At 60.7% G+C, this 13,404-nt stretch carries 13 protein-coding genes; 7 read left to right on the forward strand and 6 right to left on the reverse strand.

Features of this window, described 5'->3' with window-relative positions; genetic code table 11:
- The first annotated feature begins 52 nt into the window (after nt 1-52).
- Nucleotides 53-511, forward strand: coding sequence for a nuclear transport factor 2 family protein (locus tag CBW66_RS26895; RefSeq protein WP_086140729.1), 459 nt, complete (start codon nt 53-55; stop codon nt 509-511).
- A gap of 38 nt (nt 512-549) precedes the next feature.
- Here the strand turns inward: CBW66_RS26895 and CBW66_RS26900 are convergent, their stop codons facing one another.
- The 3 genes from CBW66_RS26900 to CBW66_RS26910 all read right to left on the reverse strand — a co-directional run bounded on the left by CBW66_RS26900 (nt 550) and on the right by CBW66_RS26910 (nt 3,391).
- Entirely contained in the window at nt 550-1,653 is a 1,104-nt protein-coding gene (locus CBW66_RS26900) for an HD-GYP domain-containing protein (RefSeq protein ID WP_086140730.1), read from the reverse strand.
- Between the two features lie 41 nt (nt 1,654-1,694).
- On the reverse strand, nt 1,695-2,873 hold the full coding sequence (locus CBW66_RS26905; protein ID WP_086140731.1) for a pyridoxal phosphate-dependent aminotransferase: 1,179 nt from the start codon (nt 2,871-2,873) through the stop codon (nt 1,695-1,697).
- Between the two features lie 83 nt (nt 2,874-2,956).
- Nucleotides 2,957-3,391 (reverse strand): putative toxin-antitoxin system toxin component, PIN family, encoded by a 435-nt coding sequence (locus CBW66_RS26910; RefSeq protein ID WP_086140732.1) that lies wholly within the window; start codon nt 3,389-3,391, stop codon nt 2,957-2,959.
- A 30-nt stretch (nt 3,392-3,421) separates the two neighbouring features.
- Between CBW66_RS26910 and yaaA the strand changes: the two genes are divergently transcribed.
- Nucleotides 3,422-4,192 (forward strand): peroxide stress protein YaaA, encoded by a 771-nt coding sequence (yaaA, locus tag CBW66_RS26915; protein WP_086140733.1) that lies wholly within the window; start codon nt 3,422-3,424, stop codon nt 4,190-4,192.
- Nucleotides 4,193-4,229: 37 nt separating this feature from the next.
- On the opposite strand, the gene CBW66_RS26920 is transcribed toward yaaA, so the two are convergent.
- A complete protein-coding gene (locus CBW66_RS26920) occupies nt 4,230-5,033 on the reverse strand; it encodes an outer membrane protein assembly factor BamD (RefSeq protein WP_086140734.1) in 804 nt (267 codons plus the stop codon).
- A gap of 89 nt (nt 5,034-5,122) precedes the next feature.
- Between CBW66_RS26920 and CBW66_RS26925 the strand changes: the two genes are divergently transcribed.
- A complete protein-coding gene (locus CBW66_RS26925; RefSeq protein ID WP_086140735.1) occupies nt 5,123-6,148 on the forward strand; it encodes an RluA family pseudouridine synthase in 1,026 nt (341 codons plus the stop codon).
- The gene (gene pgeF / locus CBW66_RS26930; RefSeq protein WP_086140736.1) at nt 6,148-6,933 is read left to right on the forward strand and encodes a peptidoglycan editing factor PgeF; all 786 of its coding nucleotides are present in this window, start codon (nt 6,148-6,150) and stop codon (nt 6,931-6,933) included. Before CBW66_RS26925 ends, pgeF begins: the two co-directional genes overlap by 1 nt.
- Before the next feature lie 16 nt (nt 6,934-6,949).
- Here pgeF and CBW66_RS26935 read toward each other — a convergent pair whose 3' ends face one another.
- The gene (locus CBW66_RS26935) at nt 6,950-7,183 is read right to left on the reverse strand and encodes a hypothetical protein (RefSeq protein ID WP_227741988.1); all 234 of its coding nucleotides are present in this window, start codon (nt 7,181-7,183) and stop codon (nt 6,950-6,952) included.
- A gap of 91 nt (nt 7,184-7,274) precedes the next feature.
- Between CBW66_RS26935 and phaC the strand changes: the two genes are divergently transcribed.
- Together phaC and phaR are read left to right on the forward strand one after the other, a co-directional pair.
- The gene (gene phaC, locus CBW66_RS26940; protein WP_086140737.1) at nt 7,275-9,011 is read left to right on the forward strand and encodes a class I poly(R)-hydroxyalkanoic acid synthase; all 1,737 of its coding nucleotides are present in this window, start codon (nt 7,275-7,277) and stop codon (nt 9,009-9,011) included.
- 224 nt (nt 9,012-9,235) lie between these two features.
- Complete coding sequence (gene phaR, locus CBW66_RS26945) at nt 9,236-9,799, forward strand: polyhydroxyalkanoate synthesis repressor PhaR (RefSeq protein ID WP_010399000.1); 564 nt, start codon at nt 9,236-9,238, stop codon at nt 9,797-9,799.
- A 91-nt stretch (nt 9,800-9,890) separates the two neighbouring features.
- On the opposite strand, the gene CBW66_RS26950 is transcribed toward phaR, so the two are convergent.
- Nucleotides 9,891-11,486 (reverse strand): hypothetical protein, encoded by a 1,596-nt coding sequence (locus CBW66_RS26950; protein WP_086140738.1) that lies wholly within the window; start codon nt 11,484-11,486, stop codon nt 9,891-9,893.
- 308 nt (nt 11,487-11,794) lie between these two features.
- On the opposite strand from CBW66_RS26950, the gene rimO reads away from it, so the two are divergent.
- Nucleotides 11,795-13,150: a 30S ribosomal protein S12 methylthiotransferase RimO gene (rimO, locus tag CBW66_RS26955; protein ID WP_086153688.1), complete on the forward strand. Its 1,356-nt coding sequence runs from the start codon at nt 11,795-11,797 to the stop codon at nt 13,148-13,150.
- Nucleotides 13,151-13,404 lie beyond the last annotated feature (254 nt).

Below are 13,404 nucleotides of genomic sequence, written 5' to 3' on the forward strand. Positions count from 1 at the left end.
GCCGCAGCAATCAACGGACGCTTCCCGATGACCTTGACCAGGATAAATACGCATGAAATTGACCTTTCCCCATGTCCTCTCCACTTGCCTGCTTGGCGCCTATTGCGTTATCGCTAGCGCGAACGCGGCTCCCGCCGACGCGGAACTGCTGGCCCTGGTGCAGCGCCATGCGCAGGCCCAGAGCAGCTTCGATCAAGCCACCTTGAAAGCCGTCACTGCCGAGAATTATGTGGAAATATCGCCGGTCGGCGAGGTGGACGGGCGTGAAAAAATGCTGTCCTTCTATGCGCCCGAGCAGAAACGGCCGAGTCCTCAAGTCCAGGTCGATGAGCCGGCGGTGCGCCTGTTTGGGGATACTGCGCTCATCTCGGCCCGGCTGTCTTACCGGCTTAATCAGGAAGGGGCGGCCCGCACCTTCGCCATGCGCGCCGGCTATGTCGCCAGGCTTGTCGACCAGCAATGGCTGCTCGTCAGCGCACAGTACACGGGCATCCGTCCGCCGAAACCGTAAGCTGACATGTGGTCTGGCACCGGCCTGGGCCGGCCAGACTACAGCCGCGCCTCATCGCCCCACACATGGCGCATGCTGAAGTGCACGCCCGCATCGTCTTCATGCAGCGACGAGACGATGGCGAACTGGCTGTCGCCCGTGTCGCGCGGCGTCATCTGCGCCAACTGGGCGGCGGCCAGCGGCGCGCCCAGCGGGTCGCTGAGCGGATGCACGTGGGCGGCGCCCCGCTGCGTGACGACGCCCAGTTCGCCGCTGCGCAGGCGCACCAGGGTGCCAGGTGGATACTTGCCCAGCAAATGGACGAACCGTTCCCCCAGCAGCGGATCGATGGGCACGCCCTGGTCGAGGAAGATGTGCTGCAGCGCCTGGTCGGGCACGATGGAGCGGCGGTAGTTGCGCGCCGAGACGCGGGCGCAATAGCGGTCGGCCAGGCCGATCAGCTTGGCGTTTTGCAGGATTTCATCGGCCGTGCGTCCCTGCGGGTAGCCGCTGCCATCATCGTTTTCATGGTGCAGCAGCACGCAACTGAGCCATTCCTCGTCGTCGACGCCGGCGCAGCGCAACAGTTCCGTGCTTTCCTGTGGATGCTGACGCACGATACGCATTTCTTCGTCGTTCAGGGGACCGCGCCGGTCCTGGAAACTGTCGTGGTGGCGCAGCATGCCCACGTTCATCGTCAGCGCGGCCGCGCCGATCAATAAGAGTTCATCGTGGGGCTTGTGCATGCTGCGGCCCACCAGCATGGCCAGCAAGGCCGTTTCGATGCAGTGGCGTACGGCGTAGCTGCCGGCGATCTGGTTGAGCAGGATGCTGGCCAGCGCGATATCGGCATCGTGCTCAAGCGCGCGCAGCAGTTCGCGAGCGATGTCGCGCACGTCGCGCTCGGCATTGCTTTCGCTGCGCAAGGCCAGCAGCAGGCGTTCCAGGCGCTGCGCCGCTTCATTGAGCAAGCGCAACACGGACGGCTGCTCCGGCGTGCCCACATACAGGCCCAGCTGCATCAGCCGTCCCAGCTGGGCGCCGTCCGTGATGATTTGCCCCTTGCGCAGTTGCGGGCCGGCACTATGGTCAGCCAGAAACAGATCCCAGGGCAGGGGTTCGCCGGGAACCAGGTCGGCCGGGCCGATGCGACGCTGTACCATGCTGTCATCCTTTGTTCCGCCGGGGCGGAGCAGTACTGTCGTTAAATGCTGCGCAGGCGCTCGAGCGCCAGGCGCAAGGTTTCATCTTGCTTGGCAAAGCAGAAGCGCACGATGCCCGACTCCTTGCCCTGCGCGTAAAACGCGGAAACGGGAATGGCGGCCACCTTGATTTCCGCCGTTAGCCATTCGGCGAACTGCGCTTCTGTTTCTTGCGAAATGGCATCGTAGCGCACGCATTGGAAATACGTGCCGTCGGCCGGCAGCAGGGTAAAGCGGCTGCCCGCCAGGCCGTCGCGGAACAAATCGCGCTTGCGCTGGTAAAACGCGGGCAAGTCCAGGTAGGGCTGCGGGTTCGCCATGTAGCCGGCAATGCCGTGCTGCATCGGCGTGTTGACGGTAAAGACATTGTACTGGTGCACCTTGCGAAATTCCGCCGTCAGCGCCGCGGGCGCCGCCACATAGCCCACTTTCCAGCCCGTCACGTGATACGTCTTGCCGAAGCTGGACACAATGAAGCTGCGCGCCGCCAGTTCCGGGTTGCGCGACAGCGAGGCGTGCGGCACGCCGTCGTACACCATGTGCTCGTAGACTTCATCGGAGAGTATCAATATTTGCGTGCCGCGCACGATGTCGGCCAGTGCGGCCACATCGGCCGGGCGCAGGATCGTGCCCGTCGGGTTATGCGGCGTATTGATGATGATCAGGCGCGTCTTGGGGCTGACGGCGGCGGCCAGCTTGTCCCACGGCACGCTGTAACCGTGTTCACCCACTTGCATGGAGACCAGCACGGGCACGCCGCCGGCCAGCGCGATGGCGGGCAAATAGCTGTCGTAGGCCGGTTCGATGACGATGACTTCGTCGCCCGGGTGCACGCAGCACAGAATCGCCGTGGTCAGCGCCTGCGTGGCGCCGGCCGTGACGGTGATTTCCGCCGCCGCATCATAGCTGTGGCCGTACAAGCCGGCGATCTTCGCGGCAATCGCCTCGCGCAAGGGCGCGGCGCCCGTCATCATCGGATACTGGTTGTGGCCGGCGCGCATGGCGTCGCTGACGAGCTCAACCAGTGCCGGCTCGCAATCGAAGTCGGGAAAGCCCTGGCCCAGGTTGACGGCGCCATGCTGGGCTGCCAGGCTGGACATGCGGGTAAACACGGTGGTGCCCACCTGAGGCAAGCGGGTGGTCAGGGCGGGAGTCAGGTGGGGCAGGGACGGGCTGTTCATGAACGGTAGGGGCGCGGTGCGGAAAGTGGAATCGTTTCCCATTCTAGCGCAGCGCGCCCCGTCGCGTGCGGGGCTTTGGCGGCTCAGCCCGGCAATGCCCAGCCTTCCGGCACCATGATCCTGAACATGCCGGCCTTGGCCGTCTTGCGGGCCAGTTTCAGCAGGGCCTTGTCCTTGGTGATGAGAATGTCGGCATTGGCGTCGCGCGCCAGTTCGAGGAATTTCTGGTCGTCCTTGTCCGTGCAAACGGGCAGGCGCACGCCGGACACGGGCGGCGCCACCACCGTGATGTGGGCATCGAAGCGGGCGGCGGCGACAGCGCGGCTGGCTTCGTCGAGCGGCAGATGCTTGTAATGCAAGACGACAAGATATTCCGCGCGGCAATCTTCACGCGTGATGGCGTGCACGGCGCCGCTTTCCATGGCCGCCAGCAGGCCCGCCCAGCGCGGGTCGTTGAAGACGAACAGGTCGAGGCAAACGTTGGTGTCGAGGACGAGTTTTTGTGGAGCAGGTATCATGTCGGCAATTCTATTCTGTAGTGATAATTTATGTTGATCGTGCTTTCGCCCGCCAAGAGTCTCGACCTGGAGACGCCGCCAACAACCTCGTTGCACAGCACCCCCGATTTTCTCGACCATTCCGCCCAGCTGATCGAACGCATGCGCCAGTTTTCCCCGGCCGAAGTGGGCAGCCTGATGGGCATTTCCGACGCCTTGTCGGCCCTCAACGTGGCCCGCTATGCGTCCTGGACGCCGCAGCTGGACGACGCGCGCCAGGCCATCATGGCTTTCAATGGCGACGTGTATGCCGGTTTCGAGGCGCGCAGCCTGCAGCCGGCCCAGCTCGACTATGCCCAGTCGCGCGTGCGCATTTTATCTGGCCTGTACGGCTTGCTGCGCCCGCTGGACCTGATCCACCCGCACCGCCTGGAAATGGGCACGCGCCTGTCGACGACGCGCGGCAAGGATTTGTACGCGTTCTGGGGCGACACCATCACCAACGGCTTGAACCGCACGGCAAAAGAGCAGGGCGCCAAGGTGCTGGTGAATCTTGCTTCCGAAGAATATTTCAAATCCGTCAAGCCGCGCCAGCTGGACGTGCCCGTCATCGCGCCCGTGTTCGAGGACTGGAAGAACGGCAAATATAAAATCATCTCGTTCTACGCCAAGCGCGCGCGCGGCATGCTGGCCCGCTATGCGGCCGTCAACGATATCCGCGACTCGCAGCAGCTGAAGCAGTTCGACGTCGATGGCTATGGCTTCGTGCCGGAAGCGTCGAACGACACCAGCTGGGTGTTCCGGCGCAAAGTGGGCGAATAAGTAAAAAAACCGGGCTAGCCCGGTTTTTTATTGCAGCTTACTGCCAGAATTTCCACCACTTGCGTTCCTTGTTCACCCCTTCCGGGCTGAGGAAGGCCGTGTTCGGGTAGTTCTTGGTCAGCACGCGCAAGGCATCGTCGCGCAAGTCGGTCAAGCCCAGCTTGTCATACGAGCGGTACATGATGAACAGCGCTTCCTCGATGGCCGGCGAGGCGGAAAAGTCGCTGATCGTCGTTTGCGCGCGGTTGGCGGCGGCCAGGTAGGCGCCGCGGCGGTAGTAATAGCGGGCCACGTGCACTTCGTATTTCGCCATCGCATCGATCAGATAGTTCATGCGGGCCAGCGAATCGGGCGCGTACTTGCTATTCGGGAATTTGTCGACCAGTTGCTTGAAGGCGGCAAACGCTTCGCGCGTGGCTTTCGGATCGCGCTCGGTCGGATCTTGCTCGTACAGGAAGTTCAGGAAGCTGATTTGATCGTTAAAGCTGATCAGGCCCCGCAAGTAGTACATATAGTCCACGTTGGCGTGGTTCGGATGCAACTTGATGAAGCGTTCGACGGCAGCCAGTGCCTGCGCCTGGTCTCCCGACTTATAATACGCGTAAGCGATCTCCATCTGCGCTTGCAGGGCATAGTTGCCGAAAGGATAGTTAGCCTCCAGCTTCTGGAACAGGCCGATTGCAGCTTCATAGTGCTGCCCGGCCATTTCTTCACGCGCCTCCGAGTATAATTTCGTAACGGACCAGTTTTTGGTCTCATCCACTTTTTCAGGCAACAAGCTGCAAGCGGACATGCCGAGCAGAACGACTGAAGCGACTACCAACGATAATTTTTTTTGCATGACGTTTTGCAAGAAGGTTTTAACCAAGTTTTTACAATAGGCTGATTATAGCCGATGGGAATGCTGTGATATTAACTCCGAAGCCTAATTTGGCTGACCCCGCGTTTGACTCCCTTTCTGACCATGCCGCCGAAGAGGCGTTTGACGGCGATTTTGCCGCCGACGACGTCTTCGAGGAAATGGCCCCGATTACATTGGAACTGACGCCGGACGCCTGCGGCCACCGCCTCGATAAAGTCATCGCCCAGCTGGTGCCGCAATACTCGCGCAGCCGCTTGCAATTGTGGCTGGAAGCCGGTTTCGTGACCGTCGATGGAAAAGTTGCGAAACGCAACATGACCGCCTATGGCGACGAGAAGATCGTCATTCTGCCGCAAAGCGCGCCGGAAGACGAGGCTTTTAAGCCGGAAGCGATGGAATTGAACATCGTGCACGAAGATGAGCATATCATCGTCATCAACAAACCGGCCGGACTGGTTGTGCATCCGGGCCCCGGCAACTGGTCGGGCACCCTGCTCAACGGCTTGCTGCACCACTGCCCGCAACTGGCCGGCGTGCCGCGCGCCGGCATCGTGCACCGCCTGGACAAGGATACCAGCGGCCTGATGGTGGTCGGCAAGACCCTGGCCTCGCAAACGGACCTCGTGCGCCAGTTGCAGGCGCGCACCGTCAAGCGCGAGTATTTCGCGCTCGTGTGGGGCACGCCGAAAATGGCGGGCACCATCGATGCGTCGATTGCGCGCCACCCGCGCGACCGGGTCAAGATGGCCGTCTCGGAAAATTTCACCGCCAAGCCCGCCATCACGCACTATGAATTGATCGGCAGCGGCGAACTCGACCGCCGTCCCGTGAGCCTGATGCAATGTCGCCTGGAAACAGGACGCACGCACCAGATCCGCGTGCACATGCAGCATCTGGGCTTTGCGCTGGTCGGCGACTACGTGTACGGCAAGCAGCACCTGATGTCCGTGTTCTCGCGCCAGGCGCTGCAGGCGCGCCGCCTGGGCCTCGTGCATCCGGGCACCCTGGAAGCGTGCGAATGGATCGTGCCGCTGGCCGATGATTTCGCTCAACTGATCGCCACGGCCGGCATTCCCGAGCCGGAACAGGTCTGATGACGTCGCCGTTGCCTTGCATTATTCCCCATTGGCCCGGTTTGCCCGCCAACGTGGGCGCGCTGGCGACCGTGCGCGCGGGCGGCGTCAGCCAGGGACCGTATGGTGACGGGCAGGGCGGCGGTGGCTTGAACCTGGGCACGCACGTGGGCGACGAGCCCGCGCATGTGGCGGCCAACCGCGCGCGTCTGGCCGCGATACTGCCTGCCGAGCCGGCCTGGCTGTCGCAGGTGCATGGCGTGGCCGTGGCCGATGCCGGCACCCTGGGCGCTTGCGTGCCCGACGCCGACGCCAGCGTGGCAACGCGGCCGGGCGCCGTGTGCGTGGTAATGACGGCCGATTGCCTGCCCGTGCTGTTCAGTTCGACCGATGGCCTCGTCGTCGGGGCTGCCCACGCGGGCTGGCGCGGCCTGGCCAACGGCGTCTTGCAGCGCACGGTGGACAGCATGCGCGCGCAGGGCGCGACGCAGATCCTCGCCTGGCTGGGGCCGGCCATTGGCCCGCAGCAATTCGAAGTGGGGCAGGACGTGCTGCAGGCGTTTCGCGACGGCGCGCGCGATGATGTCGAGCGGCAAGTGTTATCGGATGCATTCGCCGCCATCGCCGGCAAACCGGGCAAGTACCTGGCCGACATCTATGCGCTGGCGCGCACCATGCTGCTGCGCGATGGCGTGGCGCAAGTGGCGGGCGGCGAGTACTGCACCGTCAGCGATGCGGCGCAGTTTTACTCGTACCGGCGCGATGGCGTTACGGGAAGACAGGCCAGTTTGATCTGGCGCAAATAATCTGCACGGCAGGCACTTATGTGTCTGCCGTTTTTGTTTTATCGTCTGCTGAGGCAAGCGCGCGGGCGTTCAGTTCGGCGATGCGCGCCGCCTTGCGTTTGCGCCGCCGCGAGCCCGTCAGATAGAATAGGATGGACAGCGGGATGACGCAGTACAGCACGAAGGTCATCACCCCGGCGACGATGGACGGTTCCGTCAGCGCCATGAGGCCGACGACGTAGATCCAGGCAACAGCGGTCATGAGCATCATTGGTATTGGCAGTCAGTAAGAGTTTGCATGCTTTGATCCAGAAGTATTTATTTTTGACGACGTTTTAATTCTTGAATGGACTTTTACATCTATGAATATGCCCGATCCTCAAGCGATGACCAAGGAATGGATGGCGCAGATCAGCAATCCTGAGCAGTGGAAGACGTGGTTCAACATGGTACCGCAGCCCCAGGGCAATCCGATTGCCGGCATTTTGCAGGATGCGGGCGCCAGCATCAAGCCGGAAGCGATTGAGCAATTGAAAAATGCCTACGTGGCCAAGCTGACGGCCTTGTGGGCTGACTTTATGGCCGGCAAGGCGCCGGAGCTGAAAGACCGCCGTTTCGCCGCACCCGCCTGGCACGCCAGCCCCCTGTCGGCCTTCAACGCGGCCGCCTACCTGCTCAATGCGGAATTTCTCAGCGCCATGGCCGATGCCGTGGAAGCGACGCCGCACCAGAAGCAAAAGATTGCGTTTGCGGTGCAGCAAATCGTCGACGCCATGTCGCCCGCCAACTTTCTGGCCACCAATCCCGACGCCCAGCAAACCCTGATCGAGACCAAGGGCGAAAGTCTGGCCAAGGGCTTGAGCAATATGCTGGCCGACATGCAGAAGGGCCGCATCTCACAATCGGATGAATCGGCCTTCGAAGTGGGCCGCAACGTGGCCACCACGCCGGGCACGGTGGTGTTTGAAAATGCCTTGTTCCAGCTGATCCAGTACACGCCAAGCACCGCCACGGTACACCAGCGGCCCTTGCTGATGGTGCCGCCGTGCATCAATAAATTCTATATCCTTGACTTGCAGCCGGAAAACTCGCTCGTGCGCTATGCGGTGGAGCAGGGCAATACCGTGTTCCTGATGTCCTGGCGCAATCCGGACCTGAGCATGCAGCATCTGACCTGGGACGATTACGTGGAGCAAGGCGTGATCGAAGCCATCCGGGTGACGCAGGATATTTCCGGCCAGGACAAGCTCAATATGTTCGGCTTTTGCGTGGGCGGCACCATCGTTTCGACGGCGCTGGCCGTGCTCAAGGCGCGCGGCGAGAGTCCCGCTGCCAGCCTGACCCTGCTGACCACCTTCCTCGATTTCTGCGATACGGGCGCGCTCGATGTCTTTATCGACGAGCCGCAAGTGGCGCTGCGCGAGCAGACCCTGGCCAAGGGCGGCCTGATGTCGGGCCGCGACCTGGGCAGCACTTTTTCGAGCCTGCGCCCGAACGACCTCGTGTGGAATTACGTGCAGTCGAATTACCTGAAGGGCAAGGAGCCGCCCGCGTTCGACTTGCTGTACTGGAATGGCGACGGCACGGGCTTGCCGGGACCGATGTTCTGCTGGTATCTGCGCAACACCTACCTGGAAAACAGTCTGAAGGTGCCGGGCAAGCTGACGGTAGCCGGGGAAAAAGTTGACCTGAGCAGCATCGACGCGCCCGCTTTCATCTACGGTTCGCGCGAAGATCATATCGTGCCCTGGGGCGCGGCCTACGCCAGCACGGCCCTGCTGAACCCGAAAAAACCGAAAGCCAACCGTTTCATCCTCGGCGCATCTGGCCATATCGCCGGCGTGATCAACCCGGCGTCGAAGAAAAAGCGCAGCTACTGGAGCAACGACAAGCCCCGCACGGCGAAAGCCAGGCCCTTGAGCGCCGAGCAATGGATGGAAGGCGCGACCGAACACGTGGGCAGCTGGTGGCCCGAATGGGCGGCCTTCCTGGCCGAACACGGCGGCGCCCAGGTGAAGGCCCCAGCCAAGCCGGGCAACAAGCGCCACGCGGCAATCGAGCCGGCGCCGGGCCGGTATGTTAAAGTCAGGGCAGATTAATTCACAAAGCGATTTGCCAGGCAAGGCCGGCGTAATCTCCGGTCTTGTCAAGAATCTACTTTTAGTTGCGTTGCAATAAATTTGGGAATCTACTACCCTGATGTGCAATGGAGCCGTTTTCCACTCTATAATGGAAAACGTAGGCAGGTGCGAAAGCGGACCCACGTTCGCTTTTTTTTCGGATTAACTCAGTATGCGCTGCGGCGCAATAAGTGGAACTTGTGATGAGTAGTGCAAAAAAAAGTATAGACCGCCTGATTAAAAAATATCCCAACCGCCGTCTGTACGACACGCAAACCAGTTCCTACATCACCTTGACGGACGTCAAGCAGCTGGTGTTGGACAACGAAGTGTTTACCGTCGTTGATGCCAAATCCAATGAAGATTTGACGCGCAGCATCTTGCTGCAAATCATTTTGGAAGAGGAAGCGAACGGCGCGCCCATGTTCTCGAGCAGCGTGTTGTCGCAGATCATCCGCTACTATGGCCACGCCATGCAGGGCATGATGGGATCCTACCTGGAAAAGAACGTGCAAGCGTTCACCGATATCCAGCACAAATTCACGGGCACGTCGGCCGGCAGCTTCGAAGGCAAGCCATTCAGCCCGGAAATGTGGACCCAGTTCATGAATGTCCAGGGCCCGATGATGCAAGGCATGATGAACAACTACATCGACCAGAGCAAGAGCCTGTTCGTGCAGATGCAGGAACAGATGCAGAGCCAGAGCAAGAATCTGTTCGGCACCTTCCCGTTTGTGCCGCCGGTTCCGCCAACGGACAAAAAGTAGGCCGCAACCGATGCGTATCACACAACGGCACAGGAACTCCTGTGCCGTTGTGCTTTGCGGGTGTCTTGCCGCCGGCTGCCGAGGCTGAATGCTATTGCTTCAGTTGTTGCATGATGGAAAGTAGATCCTGGTTCGAATGCTCGAGCTTCCATGTCCTGGCGTTGTCCATGGAACTGTAAATGCTGACGATACCGTTGAAATCTTCCATGATATTGAGCGCGAGGCCGGAAGGGAAAATCGAAGGGGCGCCGCGCAGCGCATATGGGGCATACGGCCCCCAGGTCTTGCCTTCATCGCTGCTGACGAGCAGTGCGCCCTCGTTATACATGCCGGCCTGCATCAGCAATCTGCCGTCGCTGAGCGGCGCCACGGGTGACATCAGCACTTTGAATGGCGAAACGATAGTCGTCCAGTTCTGGCCCCGATCCCGCGAAACATAGGCGTCGGGAAATCTTCCTGCCAGGCCGGCCGCTACGAGGACGCTTTCTGTGCCATTGGCTTGATGGGTAAATTGCGTCAGGTTTTTCTTGTGCGGACTAAAGCGTTCGGTCAACTTGCCCGTGCGGTAATCGAACTCGCCGATCAAGCCGCTTTCCAGCGCATAGCCGATCCGCCCCGCGTCTTGCCATGTCCAGAACAAGCCTGGGCCGTGCAGCCACGATCCGGGCACGGTGGTATGGTACACAGATCGCCAGTCGCCAGCATCCAGTTGATTCGCATGAAAAATGTTTAACTCATCTCCCTTGCGATGCATCAGGTACCAGCCATCGTTGGGGTTGCCGCCGATGCGCAGCAGATTGCCGGGTGGCAGGTTGCCTGCATCGATAGGAAGCAGCTTGTCACTGTCACGCGCTTTGCGTAACAGGGAGCCGGATTCGCCTACCGCGATCAGTTCGGCATTGGGCAGATCCACGGGCAATACGCAAGACAGCGACTCCACCGTTTGCGCATTGATGATATTCCATAGCCCTTGCGTCGAGCGTATCAGGACGGCGCCCATGCGGCTGGCGGCGGCCACCCGGCCATCGGGCATTTCGATGGCGCACTCGGCTCCGGCCGGGTGGGCGCGAGCAAACTGCTCGACATCGTCCCGCGCGTGGCGTGGGGTGCTCCAGCCAAGGCCGGCAGCGGCGCCAAACATGGCGCTGTAGTCGGGGGCAAAGCGCCGGATCAATTCCGCATTGGACGCTACCTGGGCACTGCGGCCGTACTGCACGCCGAAATTGCCGCGTGTCACAATCAGTCGGCCCAGATCCGCCGATTTGCCCGCTTCGATCTTGAAGCTTCCCACGATGGTCGAATACACACGCAAGAGCTTGTTGGCCCGGGTATCGATCAATTCGATGAATTCATACTCGCCAGGCGGTAGGGCGCCAATGAACAGGGAAGTATCGCCTGCCATCGCGCTCTCGACCTTTTTCATCACCAGGTTTTCGGATACCAGCTTGAAATCACTGCGCTGCTCACCCGCCACCACGCGGCGCAGCTTGATCATGTTGAAACCGTAAATGTCCTTGGTATTTGACGTGATGCTGAGCACCACCGGGCTATCTGCCGATTGCGCGCTCATTTTCAGTGGATCGACCACCGAGGTGTTGACGGCGCAGCCGCTCAGCAGCAATACGGTCAGACCGCACGCCGCGGCAGCCGAGCGTCGCGCTTTCAGATTGGAAAAGGAAAAAGACATGGGATTGATTTAGTTTTTTAAAAAACAATTATATGCCAGTAATTAGTTTCCTTGTGGCATTATTTTTTAATTTCTTGATACCGGTGATGCGGGGCGGGATCTGCTTCGCGCACTGGCATGACGGCGGTGGCCGGAACAAAGTTGCGGTTGTAGCGTTGCAGATGCGCCAGCAAAAGGAGCCCGCGCTGACAGCTAAGGGCGGCTCGGGGTACAATAGCCGATTCGCCTCACCATTTTACTAGCTGCCAACTATGTCTGAAATTCACCGTATTCCCGTTCCTTCCGCCCAGCCCGAGGCCATGCTGGCCATGCCAGGTGCGGCGCCGAAAGTGGGCTTCGTCTCGCTCGGCTGCCCGAAAGCGCTGGTCGACTCCGAACAAATCCTGACCCAACTGCGCGCCGAAGGCTACGAAACGGCGAAATCCTATGCTGGCGCCGATCTGGTGATCGTCAACACCTGCGGTTTTATCGATGCTGCCGTGCAAGAGTCGCTCGACGCCATCGGCGAAGCGCTGGCGGAAAACGGCAAGGTCATCGTCACCGGTTGCCTGGGCGCCAAGAAAGACGCTGCCGGCGACGACATCATCATGAAGGTGCACCCGAAAGTGCTGTCCGTCACGGGCCCGCACGCGCTGGCCGAAGTGATGGATTCCGTCCATTTTCACTTGCCGAAACCGCATGCACCGTTTCTCGACCTGGTGCCGGCGCAAGGCGTCAAGCTGACGCCGAAGCACTATGCGTATTTGAAAATTTCCGAAGGCTGCAACCACCGCTGCAGCTTCTGCATCATCCCGTCGATGCGCGGCGACCTCGTCTCGCGCCCGATCGGCGAACTGATGATCGAAGCGGAAAACCTGTTCAAGGCCGGCGTCAAGGAATTGCTGGTGATTTCGCAAGACACCTCGGCGTATGGCGTGGACGTGAAATTCCGTTCCGGCTTCTGGAATGGCCGTCCCGTCAAGACGCACATGACGCAGCTGACGGAAGCGCTGGGCGAACTGGCCAAGTCCTATGGCGCCTGGGTGCGTCTGCACTACGTGTACCCGTACCCGCACGTGGACCAGATCATCCCGATGATGAGCGGCGGCCACATCCTGCCTTACCTCGACATTCCGATGCAGCATGCGCATCCCGACGTCCTGAAGCGCATGAAACGCCCGGCCAGCGGCGAGAAAAACCTCGACCGCATCCAGGCCTGGCGCGCCATCAACCCGGACCTGACCATCCGCTCGACCTTCATCGCTGGTTTCCCTGGCGAAACGGAAGAGGAATTCGAGTACTTGCTCGACTTCCTCAAGGAAGCGCAGATCGACCGCCTCGGCTGCTTCGCCTATTCGCCCGTCGAAGGCGCGACGGCCAATGCCATCGCCAACCCCGTGCCGGAAGAAGTGCGCGAAGAGCGCCGCGGCCGCGTGATGCTGCTGCAGGAAGAAATTTCCAAGAAACGCCTGCAAGCCAAGGTCGGCAAGACCGTGCGCGTGCTGATCGATGAAGTCACCCGCTCCGGCGGCGTGGGCCGCTCGTCCGCCGATGCGCCGGAAATCGACGGCGTCGTGTATGWAAAACCGCCGTTCGAGCCGCACCGCAAGCTGGCCGTCGGCCAATTCGTTGACGTCACAATTACATCAGCCGACGCGCACGACCTGTGGGGCGCCGCAGAATAAAAATTTTATGCAGGTGTAACACTCTGTCATACGTACGGCAGGCAAGGGCATAAGCCCTTACAATCAAGGCGGATCAGCACAGGCTGATCCGCCTTTTTTTATTCCTGTGATCCGTCCTGGAATAAGTTGACACTTTTTCGTTACAGAGAAGGAGTGTCCGATGGAACAAGGGTTTCGACGCAGTCAGCGAGATTACAGCCTGGCTTTTAAATTGAGCGTTGTCGAGCAGGTTGAAAAAGGCGAGATGACGTACA

Origin of the sequence: Janthinobacterium sp. GW456P, from assembly GCF_002127655.1 — a bacterium.
Classification (GTDB): Bacteria; Pseudomonadota; Gammaproteobacteria; order Burkholderiales; family Burkholderiaceae_D; genus Janthinobacterium.